This is a genomic window from Stenotrophomonas sp. GL_101, assembly GCF_057835675.1.
Genome location: NZ_CM174432.1, coordinates 2847473 through 2871402, shown reverse-complemented (window position 1 = coordinate 2871402; position 23930 = coordinate 2847473). Strand labels below are relative to the sequence as shown.

At 62.0% G+C, this 23930-nt stretch carries 19 protein-coding genes and 1 pseudogene; 3 read left to right on the top strand and 17 right to left on the bottom strand.

Annotated features, from left to right (window positions below):
• The first annotated feature begins 167 nt into the window (after positions 1–167).
• The gene (locus AC3IR9_RS12590; RefSeq protein ID WP_489291069.1) at positions 168–1097 is read left to right on the top strand and encodes a LysR family transcriptional regulator; all 930 of its coding nucleotides are present in this window, start codon (positions 168–170) and stop codon (positions 1095–1097) included.
• Between the two features lie 1066 nt (positions 1098–2163).
• Here AC3IR9_RS12590 and AC3IR9_RS12585 read toward each other — a convergent pair.
• The 9 genes and pseudogenes from AC3IR9_RS12585 to AC3IR9_RS12545 form a co-directional block, all read right to left on the bottom strand.
• On the bottom strand, positions 2164–2919 hold the full coding sequence (locus tag AC3IR9_RS12585) for an SDR family oxidoreductase (RefSeq protein ID WP_489291068.1): 756 nt from the start codon (positions 2917–2919) through the stop codon (positions 2164–2166).
• 234 nt (positions 2920–3153) lie between these two features.
• Positions 3154–4563 (bottom strand): FAD-containing oxidoreductase, encoded by a 1410-nt coding sequence (locus AC3IR9_RS12580; RefSeq protein WP_489291067.1) that lies wholly within the window; start codon positions 4561–4563, stop codon positions 3154–3156.
• Between the two features lie 36 nt (positions 4564–4599).
• Positions 4600–5496, bottom strand: coding sequence for an L-histidine N(alpha)-methyltransferase (gene egtD, locus AC3IR9_RS12575; protein ID WP_489295823.1), 897 nt, complete (start codon positions 5494–5496; stop codon positions 4600–4602).
• 48 nt (positions 5497–5544) lie between these two features.
• Positions 5545–6747, bottom strand: a pseudogene (gene egtB / locus AC3IR9_RS12570) (ergothioneine biosynthesis protein EgtB); the annotation flags it as partial.
• Positions 6713–7294, bottom strand: coding sequence for a DUF308 domain-containing protein (locus tag AC3IR9_RS12565; RefSeq protein WP_489291066.1), 582 nt, complete (start codon positions 7292–7294; stop codon positions 6713–6715). The gene AC3IR9_RS12565 and the pseudogene egtB, both read right to left, overlap by 35 nt.
• 481 nt (positions 7295–7775) lie before the next feature.
• Positions 7776–8369, bottom strand: coding sequence for an HD domain-containing protein (locus tag AC3IR9_RS12560; protein WP_489291065.1), 594 nt, complete (start codon positions 8367–8369; stop codon positions 7776–7778).
• A 27-nt stretch (positions 8370–8396) separates the two neighbouring features.
• Positions 8397–8984 (bottom strand): TetR/AcrR family transcriptional regulator, encoded by a 588-nt coding sequence (locus AC3IR9_RS12555; protein ID WP_489291064.1) that lies wholly within the window; start codon positions 8982–8984, stop codon positions 8397–8399.
• A gap of 422 nt (positions 8985–9406) precedes the next feature.
• Positions 9407–10918 (bottom strand): sensor domain-containing diguanylate cyclase, encoded by a 1512-nt coding sequence (locus AC3IR9_RS12550; RefSeq protein WP_489291063.1) that lies wholly within the window; start codon positions 10916–10918, stop codon positions 9407–9409.
• A gap of 862 nt (positions 10919–11780) precedes the next feature.
• Positions 11781–12512 carry an SDR family oxidoreductase gene (locus AC3IR9_RS12545; RefSeq protein WP_489291062.1) on the bottom strand — a complete coding sequence of 244 codons (732 nt, stop codon included), beginning with the start codon at positions 12510–12512 and terminating at the stop codon, positions 11781–11783.
• Positions 12513–12623: 111 nt separating this feature from the next.
• Between AC3IR9_RS12545 and AC3IR9_RS12540 the strand changes: the two genes are divergently transcribed.
• Positions 12624–13439 carry a LysR family transcriptional regulator gene (locus AC3IR9_RS12540; RefSeq protein WP_489291061.1) on the top strand — a complete coding sequence of 272 codons (816 nt, stop codon included), beginning with the start codon at positions 12624–12626 and terminating at the stop codon, positions 13437–13439.
• A 570-nt stretch (positions 13440–14009) separates the two neighbouring features.
• Positions 14010–14255: a hypothetical protein gene (locus AC3IR9_RS12535; protein WP_489291060.1), complete on the top strand. Its 246-nt coding sequence runs from the start codon at positions 14010–14012 to the stop codon at positions 14253–14255.
• Positions 14256–14266: 11 nt separating this feature from the next.
• On the opposite strand, the gene AC3IR9_RS12530 is transcribed toward AC3IR9_RS12535, so the two are convergent.
• The 8 genes from AC3IR9_RS12530 to AC3IR9_RS12495 form a co-directional block, all read right to left on the bottom strand.
• Positions 14267–15313: a sialidase family protein gene (locus AC3IR9_RS12530; RefSeq protein ID WP_489291059.1), complete on the bottom strand. Its 1047-nt coding sequence runs from the start codon at positions 15311–15313 to the stop codon at positions 14267–14269.
• Between the two features lie 5 nt (positions 15314–15318).
• Positions 15319–16878: a sodium/sugar symporter gene (locus tag AC3IR9_RS12525; RefSeq protein WP_489291058.1), complete on the bottom strand. Its 1560-nt coding sequence runs from the start codon at positions 16876–16878 to the stop codon at positions 15319–15321.
• Positions 16875–17816, bottom strand: a complete 942-nt coding sequence (locus AC3IR9_RS12520) for an SMP-30/gluconolactonase/LRE family protein (RefSeq protein WP_489291057.1) — start codon at positions 17814–17816, stop codon at positions 16875–16877. The genes AC3IR9_RS12525 and AC3IR9_RS12520 overlap by 4 nt, the downstream gene beginning before the upstream one ends.
• Positions 17813–18568 (bottom strand): SDR family NAD(P)-dependent oxidoreductase, encoded by a 756-nt coding sequence (locus AC3IR9_RS12515; protein ID WP_489291056.1) that lies wholly within the window; start codon positions 18566–18568, stop codon positions 17813–17815. The genes AC3IR9_RS12520 and AC3IR9_RS12515 overlap by 4 nt, the downstream gene beginning before the upstream one ends.
• Positions 18569–18582: 14 nt before the next feature.
• Positions 18583–19731 (bottom strand): galactonate dehydratase, encoded by a 1149-nt coding sequence (gene dgoD, locus AC3IR9_RS12510; RefSeq protein WP_423715264.1) that lies wholly within the window; start codon positions 19729–19731, stop codon positions 18583–18585.
• Positions 19728–20363 (bottom strand): 2-dehydro-3-deoxy-6-phosphogalactonate aldolase, encoded by a 636-nt coding sequence (locus tag AC3IR9_RS12505; protein WP_489291055.1) that lies wholly within the window; start codon positions 20361–20363, stop codon positions 19728–19730. Before AC3IR9_RS12505 ends, dgoD begins: the two co-directional genes overlap by 4 nt.
• A 10-nt stretch (positions 20364–20373) precedes the next feature.
• Positions 20374–21090, bottom strand: coding sequence for a FadR/GntR family transcriptional regulator (locus AC3IR9_RS12500; protein ID WP_448142779.1), 717 nt, complete (start codon positions 21088–21090; stop codon positions 20374–20376).
• A gap of 102 nt (positions 21091–21192) precedes the next feature.
• A complete protein-coding gene (locus tag AC3IR9_RS12495; RefSeq protein WP_489291054.1) occupies positions 21193–23904 on the bottom strand; it encodes a TonB-dependent receptor in 2712 nt (903 codons plus the stop codon).
• Positions 23905–23930: the final 26 nt, after the last annotated feature.

The following is a 23930-nucleotide window of genomic DNA, read 5'->3' as shown; positions in this document are numbered from 1 at the left end:
TGTCCTGTCTCGATTTACCAACGCCGAGGACCTGCCTGGGCCAAGCGTTTTCCTGCGGGGACGTTGTAGAGACATCGTTCGAGGCCACTCCCCGAACCAATTAGTGCCTCTGAGCCAGAGCGTAGAGCGCGTTGACTATCAAAACAATCGCGTCAATAATTCACACCATGGTGAAACCTGCTCATCAATCTCAGGGTATGGACCTCGCTGCGTTTACTGCGTTTCTGGCTGTAGCCGCACACTGCAGCTTCCGCAGCGCTGCGGCCCAGTTGAACATCACGCCGTCAGCAATCAGCCACTCGATCAAGACACTTGAGGATCGGTTGAATGCCCGTCTGTTCAATCGCACCACACGTAGCGTGTCCCTGACCGATGCCGGTGAGCGGCTAGCTGAGAGGCTGAGGCCAGCGATGGCTTCTATCGAGGAAGCACTGCAGTCGGTTGATGCCGCGTCCGAGACGCCACGTGGAACGATTCGGATCAATGCCAGCGAGGGTGCCTTACGAATGGTGCTAAAGCCCGTCCTTGCCCGTTTCCTCCGCCAACATCCAAACGTTCATCTTGACATCGTAAGCGATGGTCGTTTGAGCGACATCGTGGCGGAAGGATTCGATGCGGGCATCAGGCTTACCGAAGCCGTCCCCAAAGACATGGTTGCAGTACCCGTGAGCAAGCCGATGCGATTCGCCGCGATTGCATCTCCTGAATATCTTAAGGAGCACGGCCGGCCTCTGTCGCCTCAGGATCTGAATCAACACGATTGCATTCGCTTCCGATTTGAGAGCGGCGCAATTTATCGTTGGGAGTTCGAACGCTACGGGGTCTCCGAGCGAGTCAATGTCGATGGGCCGATCACGTTGACAGATCAGGCACTGATGGTGGATGTCGCGGTGGACGGAATCGGAATTGCATTCGTTCCAGAACATCTTGCAATCGCGGCACTGGCCGAGGGCAGTCTTGAGCGAATCCTGGAAGAATGGTGCCCTCAGTTCCCCGGGCTTTCACTCTACTATCCTGGACATCGACACGTACCTTCGGGCCTTAAGGCGCTAGTTGAGTTGCTTCAAGAGCGAAACGGCGGGGAATCAAACTGGTAGATGCCGGCATTGCAAGGCCAACAGACACACATGATTCCAATTCGGCAACGTGATTGCTGAATGCCCTGCCGCTGACCCTCAGTGTTTATTTTGGCGCGGACTATCGGCCCTGCGCGGAAGGGATACTGACAGGAGTTCTATGGCTTGCTGTGTGAGACGCAGGCCCGGGGAATCTCTCTGAAGTCCGCCAGGCTCCCTAATCCACGTCGACGTCAGGATCCGACACTCCCCCGGCGGACTGGGAGTTTTCCTTTAATCGTCGTTGCTTTCGCCGCCGCCCCGGTGAGGGCTGAACGAATAGTAGAAATGCTTGCGGGAGTTGCCAGACAATCAATCTCTCTGGCTGACCAGGTGCCGCTCCCGAGGGCATGCCCCCTTCCTTCATGGGCATGACTGGAACCTCGTTCGGATCGAGAAGCTCCCCCGTCCTGAAGCATTCGATTACTTCGTCCTCGCCGCATATCTCGGATGGGTGCCTATCCCGGCATCGGGCACTTGGCTGAGTATGTGTCGTTGCGCGCTCCGTCTGGGATGCGGACTCGTCCTCAGTAGTATCTGTTGTAGAAGCGGCCGGGGCAGTTCTGCCGTTTCTGGATGATGAGAAGATCTGCAGCCTGCTGGAAGCATGTATCTGTTGAAGGAGCGCATCGACATCCGTTTGGCCTGGCGGAAGCGCTGGTGGGAGATTTGGATACGCCACAGGAGATCTCTGATGGATGGCTAAAGGCCCGACGGATGATCGGTAGCTTGGCACCATCAGGCCACCGGCGCCGCTTTCTTCAGAGAGACCCAGCTTGGAATAACCAGCGGCTACAGGAGGATAAAAGGCGGGGGAGATCCCACGGATGTTCGTCATATCTGGCCCTCGTTCGGATCTTGCAACCACATTGGCGTGGCCAGCCCCGCATGCATAATTCAGTCTACCAACTAATAGGTTCAAGGTGAAGTGACTGCCTACCCCCTCGCCAGGAGCGGCCGCGGGTGGGCACAGGCGTCGCACCCAACGGCCACTTGACTCGCCGCCGGAGGTAGTCCAGCAGCCTCATATGCAGCGCCTCGGACGGGCTTACGGGGTGTTCATCAGCGCGAACAGCGCATCGTAAGTACCATCCCGCTCAGCCCAGCGCCGTCCTTGGTCACGTTCGAGCAGAACCTCCCCGCGCGGATGATCGCCTTGCTCTAGCTTGTGCAACACTTGCTCCACGTATTCCTCGACGGGCATGGCGCGCGGGTCGTTGGCCTGCCCAGGACCAGTTAGTCCAGTCTGGACGTACGGCGGACACAGCTCGAGTACTTCCACGGGCAGGTGCCGAAGCTGGTGACGCAGTGACACCAACCACGAATGCAGAAACGCCTTGCTGGCGCAGTAAGTGGGGAAGCTGGCCAGTGGCAGGAAGCCCAGGGCCGAGCTGGTCGCCATCAGCGTCGCACTGCGTTGCTTCGTCAGCAGCGGCAGGAACGTGGACACGATGCGCAGCACACCCATGATGTTGGTGTCGACGATAGCCTCGGCATCGTGCGCATCCCAGCCACCGCTGACCAGATCTTCGGCACGTGAGATCCCCGCATTGGCAATGAGCACGTTCAGATTGGGGAAACGGGCGTGGACGGTGTCAGCCAGGTTCGCCAGCGATGAGTGATCGCCCAGATCCAGCGTCAGGCCAGTGATGCCCGGACGCTGCGCGCTGATGGCTCCCAGCCGGGTCGAGTCGCGGCCGGTGATGATGACGCTGTTTCCGCGGTCATGCAGCGCTTCGGCCAATGCACGGCCAATGCCACGGCTGCCGCCAGTGATGAGGATGGTGTTGCCGGTGAGGATCATGATGGTGCCTTTCCAGAGTGTGCTTGGGAAAGGCCACGGCTTGATGCATCCCTTCTGTCTGGAAGGGAAAGGCAGGACAGAACCGTGGCGCCTGTGCTCCGGGCTCCCTCTGCTGAGGCCCTCCCGGGTATGGGCGCGTTGGATGACGATAACGCCTGCGGCGGCCCCATTGCGGGGCAGCGGCGCAGACTTTAAGTGGGCCGCGACCCTGCGTCAACCACCACGCGGCCCCGCTCAGGGAGTGGGAGGTTCAAGTCCCAGCAGAAGGGTCGGGATCAGCTCGGAGACCGTGGGGTGAATCGGCACTGCCCACCGCAGCTCCTCAATGGGACGACCGGCGCTCACCATGTCCAATATGCCGTGGATGGCTTCGTCGGCACCAGTACCGAGGATGGCCGCGCCTAGTATCTGCAGACTGTCTGCGTCGGCCACCACCTTCATGAAGCCCTTGGTCTCGCCCTTCTCAACTGCACGGCCGACGCGGGCCATCGCCCGCTTGGACACCAGCAGGCGGCGCCCGGACCGCACCGCCTCGGTGTCGCTCATGCCCACACGCGCCAGCGGAGGATCGATGAACAGTGCATAGCCGGGCACGCGCTGGTCCAGTCGCCGCGCATCGCCGTCAAGGAGATTGGCCGCGATGATCTCGAAATCATTGTAGGCAGTGTGGGTAAAGGCACCGCGCCCGTTACAGTCCCCCATCGCCCAGATGCCGGGTACGCTGGTCTGTAGTTGTGCGTCCACCGTGATGTAGCCGCGCGCATCGCAGGTTACACCCGCAGCTTCCAGGCCAAGGTCATCAGTGTTGGGCCGTCGGCCGATGGCGATCAGTACATGGCTGCCGCTGATGATGGATTCCGTTCCGGAAGTAGTGAAGCCCGCTGCGGCACCGTCGACATGCGGCAGGAAGCGCATCTCACTGGCACCGGTGTGCACGTTGATACCTTCGTCTTCGAGAATACCGCGTACGGCATCGGAAACATCCTTGTCCTCGCGCGCGATCAATCGGTCTGCGCGTTCGATCACCGTCACCGCTGCGCCGAAGCGCCTGTACATCTGTGCGAACTCCAGTCCGATATAGCTGCCGCCTACCACGATCAGGTGCTGGGGCAGCACGTCGAGCGCAACGATCCCGGTGTTGGTCATGTAGGGGATGCTGTCCAGGCCAGGTATGTCCGGTACGGACGCGCGCCCGCCGACGTTGATGAAGATGCGCGGGGCGGTCAAACGCCGGCCATCCACAGCCACCACGCGCGGCGCCTCGAAATGGGCGTGCCCGCGAATCAGCTCGACGTTGGCCATGCCAGCCAGCCAGTCTTCGTTGCCCTTGCGGGAGTCGAGCACAACCTTGTGCGCGCGCGCAGCGACCGCTGCCATGTCCACTTGGACTGGACCAGTGGAAAAGCCATAGTCATTGCCGCGGCGGGCAAGATGCACGGCGTACGCGCTGGCCACAAGCGTCTTGGTGGGCTTGCAGCCGGTGTTCACGCAGGTGCCGCCCACCAAGTGGCGTTCGATGATCGCCACCCGCATACCGGCGTCCTGCAGGCGGGCAGCCAAAGAGGGGCCGGCCTGGCCAGCACCGATGATGATGGCGTCGAAGGCATCCGCTGTGTCGGCGGCGAGGGTAGGTTTGTGTGGCATCGTGCACTCCTGCTGGGGTTGTTGCTGGAACAGCGGTCAGGCTACCGACAACAGGAACAGCCCGAAGGGCTGGTCATGGTCCAGCCATTGGTGCTTCATCTTCCAGCCTGCACATTCTGCGATCGCCGCCAGACGCTGCGGCGTGAATTTGTGGGAGTGTTCGGTGTGCAGGCCTTCGCCAAGGGTGAAGTGAAAGGCATGACCGGCAAGCCGTACGGTTTGCACGCGACTGCTTACCAGCCACATTTCCATGCGGGATTCGCTGGCATTCCAACGCGCACGGTGCAGGAATGCGTCCGGATCGAAGTCGGCGCCCAGTTCGCGGTTGATGCGCGCCAGCAGGTTGCGGTTGAATGCCGCGGTGACTCCGGCGGCATCGTCGTACGCCGCCAACAGCGTATCGCTGTCCTTCACCAGGTCGGCGCCGACCAGGAGCTGAGTGCCGGGACCGAGCAGCTTGCGCAGATGCGCAAGCAAGGCAACCGATTCCCCAGCGGTGAAATTGCCCAGGGTAGAGCCAGGGAAGAAGCCCAAGCGCGCATGCCTATGAACAATGGCAGGCAGGGCGGTGGCCGTGGTGAAATCCGCGGCCAGTGCGGCTACCTTCAGGTCGGGATAGTCACGTTCGATTGCCGCACCAGCCTGCGCTAGCGCGGATGCGCTGATGTCGATTGGCACGTAGGCACTAACCTGAGGGGCGGCCTCGAGGAGCACACGTGTTTTTACACTGGCCCCGCTGCCGAACTCCACCAGCACCGTATCGGTGTCGATGTGGCGGGCGATGTCTGCCGCCGAAGTCCGCAACAGGGCCAGTTCCGTCCGGGTAAGGTAGTACTCGGGCGTGGCGCAGATCGCCTCGAACAGGCGTGAGCCTTCTGCATCGTAGAAGTACTTCGCCGGCAGGGACTTGTGGGTCGCCGACAGGCCTCTCATCACGTCGTGGAGGAATGGGTTTGACAGCGCTGTCGCAGAAGGTTCGGCGTCACGCGCTAGGCGCACGCCACTGAACATCCAGCGCTGGGCTGGCGCAAAGAAATTGCGGTAGGTGGCCCTTGTGTGGCCAGGCGGAGTGATCGCCGAGCCGCCGCGGAGCACCATTTGTCCCACCATGAACTTGCCGTTGTACTCGCCCACGGTCCCCGACGGGGTTTGGAAGCCGGGGTAGGGATGGTAGGAGCTGCGCGTCCATTGCCAGGTCTGGTCGTACAGGCCGTCCAGGCTAGGCAGCGTTGTCGCGGCGTGTTCCCATTCCGCTTCGCTGGGCAGACGCGCGCCGACCCAGCGGGCGTAGGCATCGGCCTCGTAGTAGCTCACGTGGCGTACGGGGGCGCCTGGGTCCAGCGGGGTACGACCGTGCAGCGTGAGGGTGCTCCAGTGATCGCCTTCATCGCGCCAGTACAGCGGCGCCTGCCAGCCTTGCGCCTGGGCGGTTGCCCAACCGTCGGCGAGCCACAGTACGGCCCGCCGGTAGCCGCCGTCGGCGATGAAGGCCAACCATTCCCCATTGCTGACCAGCCGATCCGCGAGAGCGTAGGGCTGCAGGAAGGCCGTGTGTCGTGGCATTTCGTTATCGAATGCGAAGTCGCTGCCGCTGGCGCCGATGTCCACCAGCCCCCCGGCGATGTCCGCCCATTGCATGGGCCCGACAGACAGGGGGCGGGAAGGGGGTTCTGACCGATACGCCGGCGACAACGGCGAGCGGGAAAACAAGTGCAGCACGTCCATGAGGATCAGTTCCTGGTGCTGTTCCTCATGCGCCAGTCCAAGCTCTACCAGTTCCGTGCAAACGGCCGGCAACGCGCGAAGCAGCATGTCCATTGCAGCATCGACATGGGCGCGATACGCCATTACATCGCGCGCGGATGGTCGCGTCATCAGGCCGCGCTCGGCACGCGGCGGCCGCGGACCAGCGCCCTCGTAGTAAGAGTTGAACAGGTAGCCGAACATAGGATCAAATGCAGCGTATCCCGGGAGGTGCGGCGCCAGCAGGAACGTTTCGAAGAACCAACTGGTGTGCGCCAGATGCCACTTGGTCGGGCTGGCATCTGGCATGGATTGAGCCGCTTGGTCTTCCACACTGAGCGGGACGGCCAGAGCGATGCTGCGCGCGCGTAGATCACGATAGCGGCGGGGTAGATCCCTCACAGAATCAGCCCGCCTGTACGGCCGAACGCGCTCGCGCATTCTTGACGGCCACCCAGATGGCCGAGAGCAGGAAATAGAACGCCCCCAAACCGGCGTACGGTGCCACGGTGGTGACATCCAAGGGGATCCCACTGCTTGCCTGCTTAAAGAAGAAGGCACCGGCGGCCGCCGATTGTGCGCCACTGAGGATCATCACCCACTGGCCACCTGCGCTCTTCCAACGACGCACAGCCGTAGCCAGTTGTAGCAAGCCGGAGAGGATCGCCCAGACACCGAAGACCTTGATCGTGGCGACCATGCCGGCACTGAGGGCGATGCCGATGGCAACGGCGGTCACCACGCTGATGATGAAGTTAAACATCTGCGTGCTGTTCGCGCCTAAACCGCCGGTACGACGCGCATCAACATAGTTCGCCAGGGCATCCCATGCCGGGTACAGCACCAGCAGCGCAGCACCGATGGCCGGATTCTGCCTGCCGAGAAGCACGGCCAGGGCGATCCATGTGATGGAAACCCCCGCACGCAAGAAGTAGTAGCGTTGAAGCCAGAGATTTGCTGAAGGAGCGGGGTGGGAGGTGGCAGGCATGACGGATCTCCGGGAAGGGAACAGTGGTGGCAGGTTTGCCCGACCACGCAGTAGGTAGGGAGCCGGTACGTGAACTCTCAGAGAGGCAGGCGCCGACGACCTGATACTGGCCTACTAGTAGGTAGGGCGTCAATGAGTTACTTCCTCCGTTTCATGGTCCGGTTGCATTCCGTTCATGTGACGCTGCGAACTAACCCCTCCCTTCCTGACTCAAATACCCTGTCTGCCCGAGACTCTGGTGCTCCGACGTTGACGCAGCGGGGTCCCCTTTGACAGTCTGTCTGCGATCGTAAAGCCAACGTCGTTGGCTACCGTGCCCATCGCCCATCGCCCACATGCGTGATGTATGAGCACCGAGGTGTGATACCGTGCCGTCGAGTGGATCGATATCGATCGCGCCGGAACCAGCGCAATCATTCTTGGCCGAACGGCCTGCCACCAAGCCGTTGTACGCTCGGTGCGCCCCAGTATGGGCAGAACATCAACGGGGAATGGGCTGGCCTTGGAAATGTGCAATGACCCACTGCTCGCATACCGCCCATAGTCCCGGTGCGCCTTCACGGATCACAGGTCCGTAGCGCGAGAACACCTGTTCCATCGATACGCCGTTCTCCGTCCAAGTGCCGCCGCCGGAGAAAACGTTTGCCAGCAGCGGCTGAAAACGATCAAGTGCCTTGGCGAACTTCGCGTCGGTACTATGGGCCTGTTCGAACTCCTGCCACAGCACCAGCATGGCAGCGCCCTGTGGTTGCGGCAGCATTCCAAAAAGCCGCTCGGCCGCGGCCGCCTCTTGCTGCGCCTGCAGCGCGGCGGAGTTGCCGCCGTGGATGGGCAGGTCGCCTACGTCAATCTCCACGATATCGTGCAGTAGGAGCATCGTCAGTACGCGACTCATATCGACCGTCCCGGCTGCGTACTCTCCCAGCACGAGCGCATACATGGCCAAGTGCCAAGAATGCTCGGCGGAATTTTCCCGGCGACTGCGATCCAGTAGCGGGGATTGGCGCACGACAGCCTTAAGCTGGTCGATTTCGCGTAGGAACGCTAATTGTTGCTGCAATGCCTTGGTGGTCATGAAAGCTTGTTCTCTGTGGTGCAATCGTCAATTGCCAGGTGCCAACCGGTCCAGGGTCACCCGAACCAAGGATTCGAACGCTTGTGGGTCGCCCAAGCCGCGGGCAGCGAGCATCGCGCCATGGACTGCGGCCATGAACACCCTGGCCTCCACCTGAGGCGAGCCGCGCAACTGTAGCTGGCCCCTGGCCAGTCCGCGCTCCATCGTAGTGGTTAGCCATCCGCTGAGGTCATCGAAGTGCCCGCGCACCTCTACCGCTACATCTGGGGGCAGGGTGGGTAGCTCCGCTGCCAGCATTGCACCGATGCAGAACGAAGACGTCCCGCCAACGATGCAGGAAGACCAGTAGTCCGAATAGGCGGAGAGTTCGCCCATCGGGTCGTCGAGCTCGCGCTCCAGTAACGATAGGCCTGCACGGGCCTCGACACGGTAACGCGACACCACTTCACGCACCAAGTCGACCTTGCTAGGAAAGTGGTGGTGGATGCTGGCCTTGCTTATGTTTACCTGAATGGCAATGTCAGCGTAACTGAAACTGTTATATCCGCCGGCTTCCAGAAGAGTACGGGTATAGGCGACGATCTCAGCGGCTTTGGGAGAAAGCTCTGTGTGCACAAAGGAATACCGAGGTGGATCTGCAGCCACTCTACCAACTGGTAGGTTTTATGGCAACGCGCCGCAGTCTGTGCGCGAGCAGACGACCATCTGCTCAGACTTCGCATACGACATGCCCCACTGCTTGACGCTCAACACAGGCGACGAGCTGGCCAGCAACCAGATGGGCGCCTTTATAAATTTCTATCATCATCGGCTTCGGCTTCAGTCAGGAAGCTGACGATGTGAGCGCAGTACCTTCAACAGGCCTTTTCAGCTGCAGCGCTGCTTACCTCCGACGCAGATCGGCGGCAAGCAGCATTTGGATTGTCAGGTCAAGGCAGAGAAGGAACAGCCTCGACTTTGTACGGCGTCAGAATAGACATCTGATCTCTCGCATTGCCTGCCGTCGGACGCCATGTTCCATGAGTGTGGGCTTCTTGCTACTCCTTGGATTGGCCATGTTTTCGATAGAGTATGACCTGGTTCCTTCCCGCCCTCTTGGCGCTATAAAGAGCCTTGTCTGCTTGGCGAATCACCAAGTCAGCATCGATTTCTGTTTCAGGGAAATGGCTTGCTCCTGCCGAGATGGTCACTCGGCCGGCGACAGGAAACTGGTGATCCGCTATTGCATTCCGAAGTCTGTCTGCAACTTTCAAAGTGTCTATTGAGTCTGTTCCCGGCAAAAGAATAATGAACTCCTCGCCACCATGTCTGCATAGAATGTCTTCCGGGCGAGCATTGCTCCTCATGCGCCTGGCCACTTCAGTAATTACAAGGTCGCCGACTTCATGGCCAAATCTATCGTTGATGCTTTTGAAGTGATCCACATCAATAGTAATGACGCCGAAGGCCATCCCCGACAGGCCGAGCTCACTCAAGGATCGCTCAAGCCCCCTTCGATTATATATTCTAGTAAGCGGGTCCGTTAGTGCTGCTAAATCAAGCTTTCCAATTCGGTCATTCAGATCCTGGAAGCTGATGAGCACGGCACTTTTCAACTGGGCTGCCTCGAAGTACCAAGCATTGATGGCGCGAGTTCTGGAGATCGAGTCGGCAACGTCTGTAGGCTGGGCAGCCCGTGCCAGTTGCCATAAAGGAGTCGCTATCCTGCGTGAGAAGAACCAGATAAGCACCAGCGAGAGGATGCTGAGGGGCGCCGCCTTCCACATGACATTGGATACAAGCCCCCCCAGGGGGGCGAGTGTGGATGCCAAAGGGCGTTGGGCAACGATGCCCCAGCCTACCTCGGGGACGGGGGCAAAGCCCGCAAGCATTTGAATGCCGTGGCTATTGGTCGCCTGAAGAGCGCCTGCCCGCCCTTGGATGACTGCTTGGACAGCCACATTCCTGATGGCAGACTCCCCGATGCGTTCGCGCTCCGGGTGGTAGAGAAGCGTCCCATCTCGCCCAACGACACAAAGGTATGAGCCGTCTCGATAGAAATGCGTACCCAAGAGAGAATGTAGAACGTTCTGCTCCTCCAGATGCACTGAGGCGGTGAGGTATCCAGAATAACTCCCGTTCTTATCGAAGATCGGGTGCGAAATCGTTACTATCAGATTTCCAGTTGGTGCGACGAATGGGCTGCTGATCAGGGGTGATTGAAGCTCCAGTGCCAATTTATTGGATGCGCTGGTCAATCTAGTTCCCTGCAAGGTTGGCATATGAGGGGCAGTGGCGCGTACGACGCCACTTGAATCGATGACGGCCACCGAGCTGAAAGAGTTTGATTGCCTTTTGAGGCGTTCGACCTCCATTCGCTGCATTCGGATGTCGTTTGCGTTTTGCCCCAGGTGCGCGGCACTGTATGCTAGTTGTTGTTTCGATTCAGAAATGAAATACTGGGTTGTTTGCGCTAACTTGCTGGCATAAACCCGGTTTGATTCCAGGGCGTTGTCAACTAGCTGCTTGCGCTGGACCTGGTAGCTGGCTGCAGTCGTATTGAAGAGCATCACCAGTGCCGAGAGGCTGGCCAGTGTTAGAATAAGTTGCTGAAGATTTAGATGCTTCGTTAAATATGACACTGCGTGGCCCGCGCGTGATGATCGTGGATTTGCTTCGCTTTCGTCTCATTGATGAGTCCGCGGAAGTTGGGCAGCTTGCGCGATTCGGGCGATTGAGCGCTCCGGCCGATCGGTTAATTCTATCAGGGATGTTGCAGTGTGCCGCCCCGGGACAAGACGGGCGGCAGGCAACTGGCAACTGGTGCTGCTGCGTCCACACTGCTTTTTTCGTGTTGTCTAAACCTGCACTCCGCCCGCGCTGTGGAAGGAGTGCCCCGGAATAGTCGCCGATGGCGCGCACCATCAATTGCTTGGAGTAGCGCTGGCTCCACGGAGTGATGCTGATTCAATGATTGTGCCAGTGAGGCATCCGGAGCACCGGCGAACGCCGCGGCGGTTCGCTTGCTCCACATTTCGGCGACTGCTGGCCGCGACGGGTCGCCAGAGCTCGTACCTTCATCCGGCTTTATCTCATCAACGCCCGTTGCATGAGGGTGCCCGAAGCAGAGCCAAGTGATGGCCCTTTACGATGAGTTTCAGCCACTTTCGCAATCTCTGCGGAAGAGCTTGGTGCAGAACGCTTGAATAGGCGGTGCTTCACGCGCTTGACTCGGGCAGACGGCTGAGGATTCTCTGGCGTCTGCGAAGCATCCGCTAGCTTGGCCGCTCGTAGTGTCCTGCGCCGCACGCCGTCGCGGATGTATGGCAAGTCGCTTCAGCGGCCTGCTGGTTTGAAACTTACTGGAGCGCCCATTGATCGGGCGTTCCAGAACCCCGGCGTTCGGGGTTGTCCGATGTCAGTCAGCGCTGTTCAGGACTGCTGGCGGGTCGCGGCCAAGACAATTTCGCGGATGCAGACACCCGCGGGCTGCGCATACGCGTAGTGGATTGCATTGGCGACATCTTCAGCTGAGAGCACTTTGCCGCCCATGTCTGCCTTCCATGCCTCATAGCCAGTCTTGATGCTCTCATCTGTCGTGTGTCCGAGCAGTTCCGTCTCCACGGCACCCGGGGCGACAGTGACCACGCGTACCCCATGCGCGGAGAGTTCCTCGCGCAAGTTCTCTGACAGACCGTGCACAGCGAACTTGGTCCCCACATAGGCGACGTGGTTCGGGAACGTTTTGCGGCCTGCGACGGAGCTGATGTTGATGATGGTGCCTCGTCCGCGCGCCGCCATAGCTTCCGCAACTGCATGCACGCCGTTCAGCACACCCTTGATGTTCACATCAACCATGCGGTCCCATTCGTCCGGGTGCTGGCGGGTGATGTCACCGAGCAGCATGACTCCGGCATTGTTGACAATCGCATCAACAGGCCCAAAAAGCTGTTCTGCCTCCTGCACGGCGGCGGCCAATGCATTGCGCTTTGTCACGTCTACGGACAGCGCCAGTGAATTGGGCAAGTCCAGTGCCTGCATGTTCTCGAGCCGCCTCGCGATCAGTAGCAAAGGGTGGCCGTGAGCCGAAAACAGGCGGGCAGCGGCCATGCCGATGCCGGAACTGGCGCCTGTGATGACGATGAGAGGTTTGGTGGCTGACATGCTCGTTCCTTTGCGTGATGGCGGGTATACTTAACACTATTCGAAGAAGATTAAGCCTTTGAATTGGCGGGGAAAAATACAATATTCTTCTGGCTGAAATCAGGATTACTTATGGATACGCGCCACTTCAGGGCTTTCGTGGCGGTGTTCGAAGAGCGCAACATCACCGGCGCAGCGAGGCGCCTCCATGTGAGCCAGCCAGCGTTATCGGGCACGATCAAGAGCCTTGAAGACCTTCTGGGAACGCAATTGTTTGAACGGAAAGCACGCGGCGTTTCGGTAACCGAAGATGCCCGAATTCTTTACCCCCAAGCGTGCCGCATCCTCTCTCAGACCGATGCGCTGGCTCGACAGTTCCGTAATGGGGCACGCACCTCGGAACTGGAGATCGGCGTCGATAAGGACATCGCCGCACAAGATATTGCAGCGTTCATTGGATTGGCACGGGAGATCGTCCCGCTGCTGTTCGTGAAGCTGGTGGAAGGGTGCGATGGAGAAGCCCGGTTATCCACGGAAGACGACTGCTGCGAAGACGAGGTCTTTCTTGAGTTGACAACTGATCCCTATGTCTTGGCTGTTCCGGCAGGATCCGCAGTCAACGCTGCCTTGCCTTGGGTAGTGTGTCCTGAGCACGGCACCCACCAGCGCCTGCTTCCGTACTATGGCGCTGCGGCAAACACGCCCGCCGCCAATGCGGCTTCGATGCGCTTGGCCTTGAACCTGGTGGCCGCCGGGGTGGGCTGCTGCGTAGCGCCCCAGTCTCTGACCCGTGGCGTGGCAGGGGTGGTGATGCGGCCAACCAACGGTTTACAGATGATGAGGCGTATAGGGCTGTGCTATTCCGTTCAAGCATTGGACAGCTCAGCACTGCGAACGCTGGTCGCACGTATGGGAGGCGGCCTGCTGGATCAGCCAGCACCAAGATAGTTCTGAGGGGCCTTGATGGTCTACGGCACCTCGTATCGGAGCGCGTTGATGAGCGCGCAACGCCGGAGTGCTGTGGCGGTTGGGGTAGTACAAATGGCAACCCGGCAGCGGTTGGTACCAGTCTTCCAAGGGCGCTCCCCAAGCGGATACCAGCATCAAACCGGTAGCCACAGGGTCGACTGGTCGGTCATCGATGACGACCTCCACCCGGACATCGGAGTTATCGCGCAGGAAGCCAGGCAGCCGAGGCTCGCTAATCATACGCGCGGCATAGGAGAGGGGCGTCAGCCTGATGCGCCCTGACGGGCTCCCGCGCCACTCTGCCAGAGCACTGACGCCGTCGGAAATCTGCACCAGCGCGGGTTGCAGCGAGCGCAGCAGTTGTTCGCCTGCGGCGGTAGCTGCAACGGGAACTGGAAGTTGCCCCGCAGGCAACGCGTTGGGGATGGGTACTGTCGCCTGAGGACCGCTTGGGGCAGGGTTGCTGACCGGAAACTACGAGAGGGACAAGATCGCTGCGTGCGCGCCATTGGCATGCTTCGATCCGTCGCTGAGGAAGTAGGGCGACCCATGGCGCAGGGCGCGCTGCCACGGGCCGCCAGCCGCGCGGGAGTATCGGAAATACTGATGGGCGCGAACGCGGTGGAGCAGTTGCTTGAGAACATCGCGTCATTGACCATCAATCTCTCACTCGAGCAAAGCGCGCGACTGGACGCGGTCGGTTCTCCACCGCCCATCAACCCGTGCTTCATCTTCGACCTTCCCGCCCAGCGGATCCACGGTGGACATGGCGTCGAGCAGTGGAGGGCGACGTGAAGCAGATCGTCTCAATGGCGATCTGGCGGCGTGTATGTTCCAAACCGGACTTTCACGCTCCCGCCCACCACATTGACCACGCCAATTTCCTGCGGGCCGAATTCGACTACTGCCGGCCATGAGTGGCGGAAGCCGATCGGCCATGCGGGCGGCCTCACTGTCTTCCAATTGGCACCGCCATCCTCGCTTGAGCTGACTTCGTTGGAGCAGGAGGTGACAAACATGGTCCCACTTTGGGTACTCATGACATGGGGGCCACAGCGCTGGTCCGCCAGCGGAGTACCAAGGCCTGCGGGCCAGCTGCGTCCGTCCGGAGATGTCTTGTAGGACACCGGGCACTGCGGGTCATCCCCGCATGTCTCAAGCACCATCAGGTATCCGCCGTCCGGGCGCCGCGCCATTACAGGCATGCCAGGCCGGAGCAGACCGCCACCGGGTTGGCTGGCAATCGTCATCGCCGGACTCCAGGTGTGCCCACCATCACTGGACAGTTGCTGCGACACCACTTGATTGTAGGACGGTCGCTCGTCCGCACGGGTTTCGTCAGCGTAGACCACCGACAAGGTGCCGTCTTCCAGAAGTGTGAAAACTGGCTCCCACACCCCGCGGTCCTTGCGACCGGCGGGGCTTTCATTGCGCGTAATGGTGTTGAGGAAGCTCCAACTACGCCCCTGATCGTCGCTGGCATACACGTTCAGGCGGTAAGACACTCCATCGATGAGCGAGCGCATGGCCAACAGAACGCGACCTTCGGGCAGGACGATTAGCTCGCCGTTGTCAAGCTTTCGCTTGGGCTCTTCCACCCGGGACAGTGGCGCCCACGTGCGGGCGTTGTCGTCGCTGACAGAGAGCTGCAGCGTGGTGGTCTCGCTGCCGGGATAGCGCGTCGTGACCGCCAGCCAGCGTCCGTCCGGCAGGCGTGCCAGACGGCCCCAGCCCGCGTTCTCCGCATCGACCGTGACCGTATCGGTCCAGGTCACCTCGGTCGCCAGCGAAGGTAGTGCAACGGCTGTCAGCACGGCCAGCGTCAGGGTGCGCAGGGGAAGCGTCAGTTGCATGTCCATCACCAGTAAGTTGCATACAGGGCCACCAGGATCGCCAACACGGCAAACGAGGCGACGTTAAACGACGGGGAGGTGGCATAGCCCACGTCATCGGTGCGGATGCGATCACGGTCGCCACTGGCGCGGGTTGCCAGCGCAACACCTACCCCAAGCAGCAGGGTCGCCAGGAACACCACGCCCATGCGGTCCAGGAATGGCAACGACGGCCACAGCAGCTTGAACACCAGCGAGAGCAAGAACGAACCCACTGCGGCTGCCAGTGCGCCGGCCTCATTGGCACGTTTCCAGAACAGACCCAGCAGGAAGATCACCACGATGCCCGGCGTGAAGAAGCCGGTGAACTCCTGGATGTACTGGAAGCCCTGGTCGAATCCGCCCAGCAATGGGCGTGCGGTCAGCACCGCCACGATGATGGCGATGGAGGCGGCGATCCGGCCCACCCGCACCAGCTTCGCCTGCGAGGCGTCCGGCGCGCGCTTGGCGTAGAAATCCAAGGTGAAAATGGTCGCCACCGAATTGATCTTCGAGGCCAGCGACGCGACGATTGCCGCTACCAGCGCCGCGAAGACCAGCCCGAGGATGCCGCTGGGCAACAGGGCCAGCATGGTGGGGTAGGCGGCGTCGGGTCGCTCCAGATCCGGCGCCAGCATCACCGCGGCAATGCCGGGCAGAACCACGATGGCCGGAATCAGCAGCTTGAGGAACGCGGCGAACACCACGCCCTTCTGGGCCTCCCGCAGGCTCTTGGCGGCCAGCGCACGCTGGATGATGTACTGGTTGAAACCCCAATAGCTGAGGTTGGCGATCCACATGCCGCCCAGCAACACCGACAGGCCCGGCAGGTCCTTGTAGAACGGGTTTTCCTTGCTCAGGATCATCTCGAACCGCTCCGGGTGCTGCTGCCAGAGCTGCATGAAACCGTCGCTGACGCTGCCATCGCCGATTTTGCTTAGTGTGATCACGGTCACCAGTAGGCCGCCCAGCACCAGCAGGCACACCTGCACGATATCGGTCAGCGCCACCGCCTTCAGGCCGCCGTACAGCTGGTAAGCCAGCGCGAACGCGCCGAGCAGCACCAGTGCAACATCTTGGTTGAGGCCAGCAACACCGGCAATGGCAATCGAACCCAACCACAGGATCGATGTGAGGTTGACGAACACATACAGGCCCAGCCAGAACACCGCCATGAGGGTGCGGATGCGGTTGCCGTAACGCTCTTGCAGGAACTGCGGCATGGTGGTTATGCCATTGCGCAGGAAAATCGGCAGGAACCATTTGCCGACGATCAGTAGGGTGATCGCGGCCATCCACTCATACGACGCGATGGCCAGGCCGATCGCATAGCCCGAACCGGACATGCCGATGATTTGTTCGGCCGAGATGTTGGCTGCGATCAGCGAGGCGCCGATGGCCCACCACGGCAGGCTGCGGCTGGCCAGGAAGTAGTCCTGCGCAGACTTCTGCTGGCCGGCTTTCTCGCGCGATACCCACTGTGCAAGGATGAAAATGCCCGCCAGGTAGGCCAGCACGATGCTGATATCAAGGGTGGAAAGGCTCATGGAATCTCCGCGGAAGTCCCACGCGGTGCGCGGGGCGGCAAGCTGTTGGGGTCGCCGGCGAACCGGGCTTCAGGAAGGCCGGCGATACCGGCGTTTTCTATGGAGAGCAGGTGGCCGGCAAGGGGGTCGGCTGCACGCCCAGCGGCATCCAGCCCCTCGTGCGCACTGGTGATGAACAGCGTGCGGTGTCCAGGCCCGCCGAAGGCCGGGCGGGTCGGTTGGCTGACCGGCGTGGCAATCGAGCGATCCTCGGTACCGTCGGGCAGGTAACGCACCACGCGTGCATCGCCCCACCGGGCGTTCCAGAGGCCGCCTTCGGCATCGACGGTGCTGCCGTCGGGCTCGCCGGGTTCGGCCTGCAGGTCAACGAACAGCTGCGCCGGCCCGAGCGTCTTGCCGTAATCACATCGCAGGATCTGCTTCTGCAGCGAATCACAGAAGTACATCGTGTCGCCTGAGGGGCTGAAGGTAATGCTGTTGGAAATGGCGGCCGGCGGCAGCGGCAGGGTTTCTAAAGTAAGGTCCGCATTGAGGCGGAGGAACGGCGCTACCGCTTGCTTTGGGCCTTCGGCGGGCTCATGCAGCATGCCGAACACGAATCGGCCCTGACGATCACAGGCGCCATCGTTGGCGCGTGTATCAGCGGGCGCCAGTCCATGCAGGTCCTGCAGGTCGCGGAATTCGTTGCGTTCGGGGTGGAAGAACGCCAGCCGGGAGGCAAGGGCGAGCAGCAGCCAACCGTCCGCTTCGCACAGCGCCATCGCGGCCAGACGCTCCGGCATCGGCCAGCGGGTGATTGCCCCGTCCTGTGGACGGTAGCGCCACAACTTCGACTGCTGGATATCGGTCCAGTACACCGCCTGCTCGCGGTCGCACCACAGCACGCCTTCGCCCAGGGTGTTTCCCGAGGGAGCCGCCACGCTCATCGCGGCGGTCACACCCAGCCTCCGTCCACGATGAAGTCCTGGCCGGTGCACATGCGGCTGTCGTCGGCGGCCAGGAACAGTGCGGCACGGGCAAGATCGTCCGCACGCAGGTAACCCGGCAGGCATTGCGAGCGCCGCAGCTGCGCTTCACCCTCCGCATCCAGCCACAGCCGCTGCTGTTTCTCGGTGATCACCCAGCCAGGGACCAGCGCGTTGATGCGGATACGGTCCTGGCCCAGCTCGCGGGCCAGCCCGTTCACCAGCCCGTGTACCGCGGATTTGGCCATGGCGTACAGCGGGTAACCACTGTTCTTGATCATCCAGCCGGTCGACCCCAGACAGATGATCGAGCCACCGCCCAGCGACCGCATGTCCGGCGCCACGGCCTGGATCGCGAAGTACTGGTGGCGCAGATTGACCGCCACGCTGCGCTCGAAATCGGCCACGCCGGTGTCGGCCAAGGCATGGCGTGCGTCGTTGGCCGCGTTGTTGATGAGCACTGAAAACGGCCCCACCAAGCCACGGGCCTCGGCGATCGTGGCTCGGAAGGCCTCGATATCCGTGATGTCGCAGCGCAGGTAATGCGGTACCGGCTCAACGTCACGCAGCTCATCGAGCAGTGCTTGGGCGCCGCTGTCATCGATGTCCAAGAACGCCACCTTTGCGCCCTGCCGGGCGAAATGCTCCACGAAAGCGGCACCAATGCCGGTAGCGCCGCCGGTGATCAATACCGCGCGGCCCTTTAAACTGGGGTAATGGGTCATGGTCTTCACCGCGCTCACCACTCGGCCACGCTGCCATCGGCATGGCGCCAGATAGGGTTGCGCCAGCGGTGGCCTTCAGCGGCTCGCTCGTCGACGTAAGCCTGATTGATCTCGATTCCCAGGCCGGGGCCATTGGGAATCTTGACGAACCCCTCGTTGTAGTCGAAGGGCGAGCGGTCAACCAGGTAATCGAGCAGGTCGTTGCTGGCGTTGTAGTGGATGCCCAGGCTCTGCTCCTGGATAAAGGCGTTGTAGCAGACCGCATCCAGCTGAAGATTGGCGGCCAGAGCAATCGGTCCGAGGGGACAGTGCAGGGCGATGGCAACGTCATACGCTTCTGCCATAGCTGCGATCTTGCGGGTTTCGGTAATGCCGCCCGAATGCGAGGGGTCAGGCTGCAGGATGTCCACGCCGCCCGCCTGCAGCACCCGCTTGAAATCGTACCTGGAGTACAGGCGCTCCCCCAGTGCGATCGGGGCGGGGGAGAGGGCCGCCAGTTCCGGAATCGCCTCCAGGTGTTCGGACAACACCGGTTCTTCGATGAACATCAGACCAAACGGCGACAGCTCACGCATGAGCACCTTCGCCATCGGCTTGTGCACGCGGCCGTGGAAGTCCACGGCCAGGCCGATATCGGGGCCGACCGCATCGCGCACGGCCTGTACGTTTTCCAGCACCCGCGTGACCTTGTCATGGGTGTCGACGATCTGCATTTCTTCGGTGCCATTCATCTTCACCGCGGTGAAACCGCGTGCCACCGCTTCGCTGGCCGCACGCGCGGTATCGGCCGGGCGGTCACCGCCAATCCACGAATACACGCGGATGCGGTCACGCACCGGGCCGCCCAGCAGGGCATGCACGGGCACGCCGAGCGCCTTGCCGTGGATGTCCCACAGGGCCTGGTCGATACCGGCCAGCGCGCTCATCAGGATCGGGCCGCCACGGTAGAAGCCGCCGCGATACAGCACGTTCCAGTGATCTTCAATGTGCCGGGGATCCTTGCCGATCAGGTAGTCGGAAAGCTCTTCCACCGCAGCGGCCACGGTATGCGCGCGGCCCTCCACGATGGGCTCGCCCCAGCCGATGATGCCGGCATCGGTTTCGATCCGGACAAACAGCCAGCGCGGGGGCACCAGGTAGGTGGTGATGGCGGTGATTTTCATGCGTGGGGGTCCGTGTTGGTGCTGTTCCATGCGTCGATGAACGCGCGAGCGCGGCGCGCCACTTCTGCTGGCGGGGTCTTGGGGGCGTACAGGGCCGAACCGATGCCGAACCCGGCCGCGCCCGCGTGGCGGTAGGCCGCCATGCGTTCGGGGGTGATGCCGCCCACGGGAAGCAGCGCGGTGCCGGCGGGCAGCACGCTGGACCAGGCTTTCAGGACTGGCGGCGGCAGCTGCTCGGCGGGGAACAGCTTCAGTGCATCGGCACCGGCGCGCAGCGCGGCGAACGCCTCGGTAGGCGTGGCCACGCCGGGGGTGCAGCGCATGCCCTTGGCGTGCGCGGCGGCGATGACCTCGACATCGGCGTGCGGCATCACGATGATGCGGCCGCCCGCGTTGGCCACCTCATCCACCTGGGCGGTGGTGAGCACGGTGCCCGCGCCGATCAGGCAGCGGTCGCCCAGCTGTCTGGCCAGAAGCTCGATGCTCTCCAGGGGCTGGGGAGAGTTCAGCGGCACTTCCAGGATATGGAAACCGGCATCGGCCAATGCGGCACCGATGGCGGGTGCCTCCTGCGGGGTGAGCCCGCGCAGGATGGCAACCAATGGGAGGGGTTGCATCCAGGCGGTGCTCATGGGATTTCCTTCAGCGAGGGGGTTTGCGTGGGGCGCGGATTCCCTTCAGGTTGGCCCGGGAATCGGCAATCATGTCCAGCATGGCCGCGCGCGCCGCGTCCGGCTGCTTCAGCCGGATTGCGTCGTACACGTCGAAGTGCCTTGGCAGCGAGTACTTGAAGTCCTTTGCGGTCTGCGCCGAGAGCAGGAAGAACGTGCCCAGCGCGGCATCGATCACCGAGAACAGCGACCCCAGCAGCTCGTTGTTGGTGGCTTCCAGCACGCTCTCGTGGAAGGACAGATCCGCCTTGGCCCACGCGTCCTGGTCGGGCGCATCGGCCATCGCCTGGTACGCTGCCTTGATCTTGGCCAGCTGTGCGGGCGAACGCCGCTGCGCGGCCGAGGCGGCCGCCGCAGGTTCGATCACTTCGCGCATTTCCACCAGCTTGTCCACGAAGTCCTGCGTGGGCATCAGCGCACAGCGCCACGCCAGGATGTCGCTGTCCAGCTGCTTCCAGAACCGCGGTTCGCGCACCCGCGAACCGGTTTTCTGCTTGGTTTCGATCAGCCCCTTGGAGCCGAGTACCTTCAGCCCCTCGCGAAGCGCGGAGCGGCTTACCGACAAGGTCTGCGCCAACAGCTCTTCCTTGGGCAGGTACTCGCCCGGCTTGATCGTGCCGCTGATGATGCGCTGCCCGATCTCCTGGGTGACTTGGTCGTGAAGGTTGCGTACCTCGATCCGTTTCACAGGCGCCCCTTTGGCTTGGTGCTCCGCAGACTGCGGTCACTCCTATTATCCGACAAAAGGGTGGCATAAAGGGGGCGTGCATTGACATGGGGGAGGTCATCATCAGAGCTTGAACCGGAAGCCCATGCCCACGGTCTTGTCCTGGTAACGGATGTCACGCGGGCGGGTATCGCCACTGCCCCAGAACTGGTGCAGGTTGTTGCCCAGCAGGTTGGTGGCCGAGAACACCACGGTGGCGCGCGGGGTCACGTCGTAGCTGATGGAGAAGTCCAGCGAGCTGGCCGGTTCCACCTGGTCTTCGGTACCGGCCACGGTGGGCTGGGTGAAGAAGTCGATGTAGCGGCTGCGGTAGCCGTAGGCCAGGCGCGCGGACAGGCCGAAGTTCTCGTAGAACAGCACCGCGTTGTAGTTGTTCTTGGACACGTTCTGCAGCGGGCGCGAAATGATGGGGCCGCCGATGAACTCCGGCGATTTCGTGTCGCCGTCGATGTAGGTGTAGTTCAACTGCGCACCCAGGCCGCCCCACGCACCGGGCAGGAAATCGAAGGTCTGCTGGTAAGCCAACTCCACGCCCTGCAGGTGGCCGCTGCCGGCGCTCTGCGGCGAGGAAAGCTCGTAGTCTTCCCCGGCGATGACCACGTTGGTGATGTAGTTCTGGATGTAGCCGTCGATATCGCGGTAGAACACACCGGCGCTGGCGTAGCCCACCGGCGAGAAGTACCACTCCAGGGACAGGTCGTAGTTGGTCGACTCGATCGGGCTCAGGTCCGGGTTGCCGCTGCTGGCCACGCCGGCCCGGTTCACGGTGCCCGGGTTGAGCGAGATCGACGGGTTCAACGCGCCGAAGTCCGGGTAGCTCAACGTCTTGGCGGCCAGCAGGCGCAGCTGCCATTCGTCGTTGAAGTGCAGGTTCATGCTCGCATTGGGCAGGGTGTTGGTGTCCTGCGTGTTGCGGGTGATGGCGCTGTACACCCCGGTGCTGGCATCGAAGGAAAAGGCGTTGAGCTCACGCTTGATCTTCTCCGCGCGCACGCCCACCAGGCCGTCCACGCGCAGGCCGAACACATCGAAATCGTACTTGGCCTGCAGGTAACCGGCCGACTTGCGCTCCTGGATGTCGAAGAAGCGGCCCGGATTTTCCGCCGCCAGCCCGTCGGGCAGGCCGTAGAAGTTGCGCAGCGCGTCGGCGTTGTCGATCAGGTAGTCGTAGCACGGGGTGAGGAAGGACTGGCTCAGCGCCGAGTTGCCGCGCTTGCTGCAGAAGAAGCTGTTGGCCGGGAACAGGCCCACCACCTGGTTGTCCGGGTTCGGGTTGGCGGTGATGTTGCCGGTGCCGGCGCCGCCCGGGGGCGGGGTGCTGATTTCCACGCTGCCCTTGGCGCTGGCATTGCGGTCGGCGTAGCGCAGCCCGAACTGCAGGAACGCGATGGGGCCATCGAGGAAATCGAACTTGCCATCGCCGCGCCAGCTGTTCTCTTCACCGCGCGATTCGCCCCAGGTCTGGAACAGGCCGTTGAGGTAGAAGCGCGACGGATCCATGGCCGGGTTGCCGGCCAGGTACCAGTTCTGGTGCTTGCCGGCAGTGCCATCCCACACGGTGGTGATCGGCCCGTTCATGAAGGTATCGATGATGAAGTTCTCATCCCGATAGTAGCCGGAGGTGCGTGTGACCTCGGTGGAGAGGTGAAGCTGGTCGCCGTTCCACTTGAAGCCCAGCGCGTTCTGGATGTCCTGGCCACGCTGCTTGTGCGCCTGGGTGCTGCTGGCGGCATAGGTGTCACCGGTCCAGGAGCCGCTGCTGGCGTCGCAGATGGTCTGCCCGGCCAGCGGGCCCTCCAGCTGGTTGGCGTAGCAGTTGTTGCCTACCTGCAGCCCCGTGGGCGGAACCACTCCGACCGGGAAGCTGAAGAGGAAGGCCTGGTCGTAGTCGTCGCGCACATAGTCGTACAGGCCTTCGACGTAGACCTCGGTGTTTTCAGTCGGCTTCCACTGCAGCGCATAGTTGAACGAGCTGCGCTTGCGGTCGCCGTGGTTGTAGTTGGTGCCCCAGCCGTTCGGAGCGGCGATCAGGTTGCCGTCGTCGGTGCGCATCGGCGTACCGTCCGGGTTTTCCAGCACCTTCGGGAAATCGCCCCACACCGCATCGTAGGCGTAGCGCTTGCCGATGTAGCCGAAGTTGACCATCGCGCCGATCTCGCCGGCGTCGGTATCCCAGCGGTTGCTCAGCAGCAGGCTGGCGTTGGGATCGATATCGCCGGTGTACTTGCTGTGCGTGCCGGTCACGGTGCCGGCAATCTCGGCGCCATCGAAATCCAGCGGGCGGCGCAGCTGGATGTCCACCAGGCCGGCGATGCCGCCCAGCGGCAGGCTGGCTTCGCTGCTCTTGTACACGTTCAAGCTCTTGATCGCGGTGGCCGGCAGGTTCTGGAACGCGTAGCCACGGCCGGAGCTGCTGAAGATCTCGCGGCCGTTGAGCGTGCTGATCACATTCGGCAGGCCGCGGATCACCACCCCGGTGGTTTCGCCCTGGTTGCCCTGGGCGATCTGCACGCCGGTGACGCGCTGCAGCGCATCGGCCACGCTGTTGTCGGGCAGCTTGCCGATATCCTCGGCCACGACAGAATCCACCACCATCGCCGCTTCCTGCTTGATCGTCTGTGCGGTCTGCAGGCTCTGGCGCAGGGCGGTTACGGTAACCGTATCCAGGTCAACGGCGGTCGGCTGCGCCGCATCCTGCGCCTGCACCAGGGCGGGCAGGGCTAGGGCGGACAGGATGGCCAGGGAAAGCAGGGTGCGGGAAGAACGACGGTTCATGGCGGTATCTCCGGATTCCGGAAAGC

Bases quoted from the DNA above. Each gene is read 5' to 3' on its own strand.
- AC3IR9_RS12585 (WP_489291068.1), bottom strand. From the start codon at position 2,919: ATGATCCTCACCGGCAACACCATCCTCATCACTGGCGGCAGCCGTGGC.
- AC3IR9_RS12550 (WP_489291063.1), bottom strand. From the start codon at position 10,918: ATGCTCTTCAATACGACTGCAGCCAGCTACCAGGTCCAGCGCAAGCAG.
- AC3IR9_RS12540 (WP_489291061.1), top strand. From the start codon at position 12,624: ATGGATACGCGCCACTTCAGGGCTTTCGTGGCGGTGTTCGAAGAGCGC.
- AC3IR9_RS12535 (WP_489291060.1), top strand. From the start codon at position 14,010: ATGGCGCAGGGCGCGCTGCCACGGGCCGCCAGCCGCGCGGGAGTATCG.
- AC3IR9_RS12495 (WP_489291054.1), bottom strand. From the start codon at position 23,904: ATGAACCGTCGTTCTTCCCGCACCCTGCTTTCCCTGGCCATCCTGTCC.
- AC3IR9_RS12505 (WP_489291055.1), bottom strand. From the start codon at position 20,363: ATGAGCACCGCCTGGATGCAACCCCTCCCATTGGTTGCCATCCTGCGC.
- AC3IR9_RS12545 (WP_489291062.1), bottom strand. From the start codon at position 12,512: ATGTCAGCCACCAAACCTCTCATCGTCATCACAGGCGCCAGTTCCGGC.
- egtD (WP_489295823.1), bottom strand. From the start codon at position 5,496: ATGAGAGGCCTGTCGGCGACCCACAAGTCCCTGCCGGCGAAGTACTTC.
- dgoD (WP_423715264.1), bottom strand. From the start codon at position 19,731: ATGAAAATCACCGCCATCACCACCTACCTGGTGCCCCCGCGCTGGCTG.
- AC3IR9_RS12580 (WP_489291067.1), bottom strand. From the start codon at position 4,563: ATGCCACACAAACCTACCCTCGCCGCCGACACAGCGGATGCCTTCGAC.
- AC3IR9_RS12590 (WP_489291069.1), top strand. From the start codon at position 168: ATGGTGAAACCTGCTCATCAATCTCAGGGTATGGACCTCGCTGCGTTT.
- AC3IR9_RS12530 (WP_489291059.1), bottom strand. From the start codon at position 15,313: ATGCAACTGACGCTTCCCCTGCGCACCCTGACGCTGGCCGTGCTGACA.
- AC3IR9_RS12525 (WP_489291058.1), bottom strand. From the start codon at position 16,878: ATGAGCCTTTCCACCCTTGATATCAGCATCGTGCTGGCCTACCTGGCG.
- AC3IR9_RS12515 (WP_489291056.1), bottom strand. From the start codon at position 18,568: ATGACCCATTACCCCAGTTTAAAGGGCCGCGCGGTATTGATCACCGGC.
- AC3IR9_RS12565 (WP_489291066.1), bottom strand. From the start codon at position 7,294: ATGCCTGCCACCTCCCACCCCGCTCCTTCAGCAAATCTCTGGCTTCAA.
- AC3IR9_RS12560 (WP_489291065.1), bottom strand. From the start codon at position 8,369: ATGACCACCAAGGCATTGCAGCAACAATTAGCGTTCCTACGCGAAATC.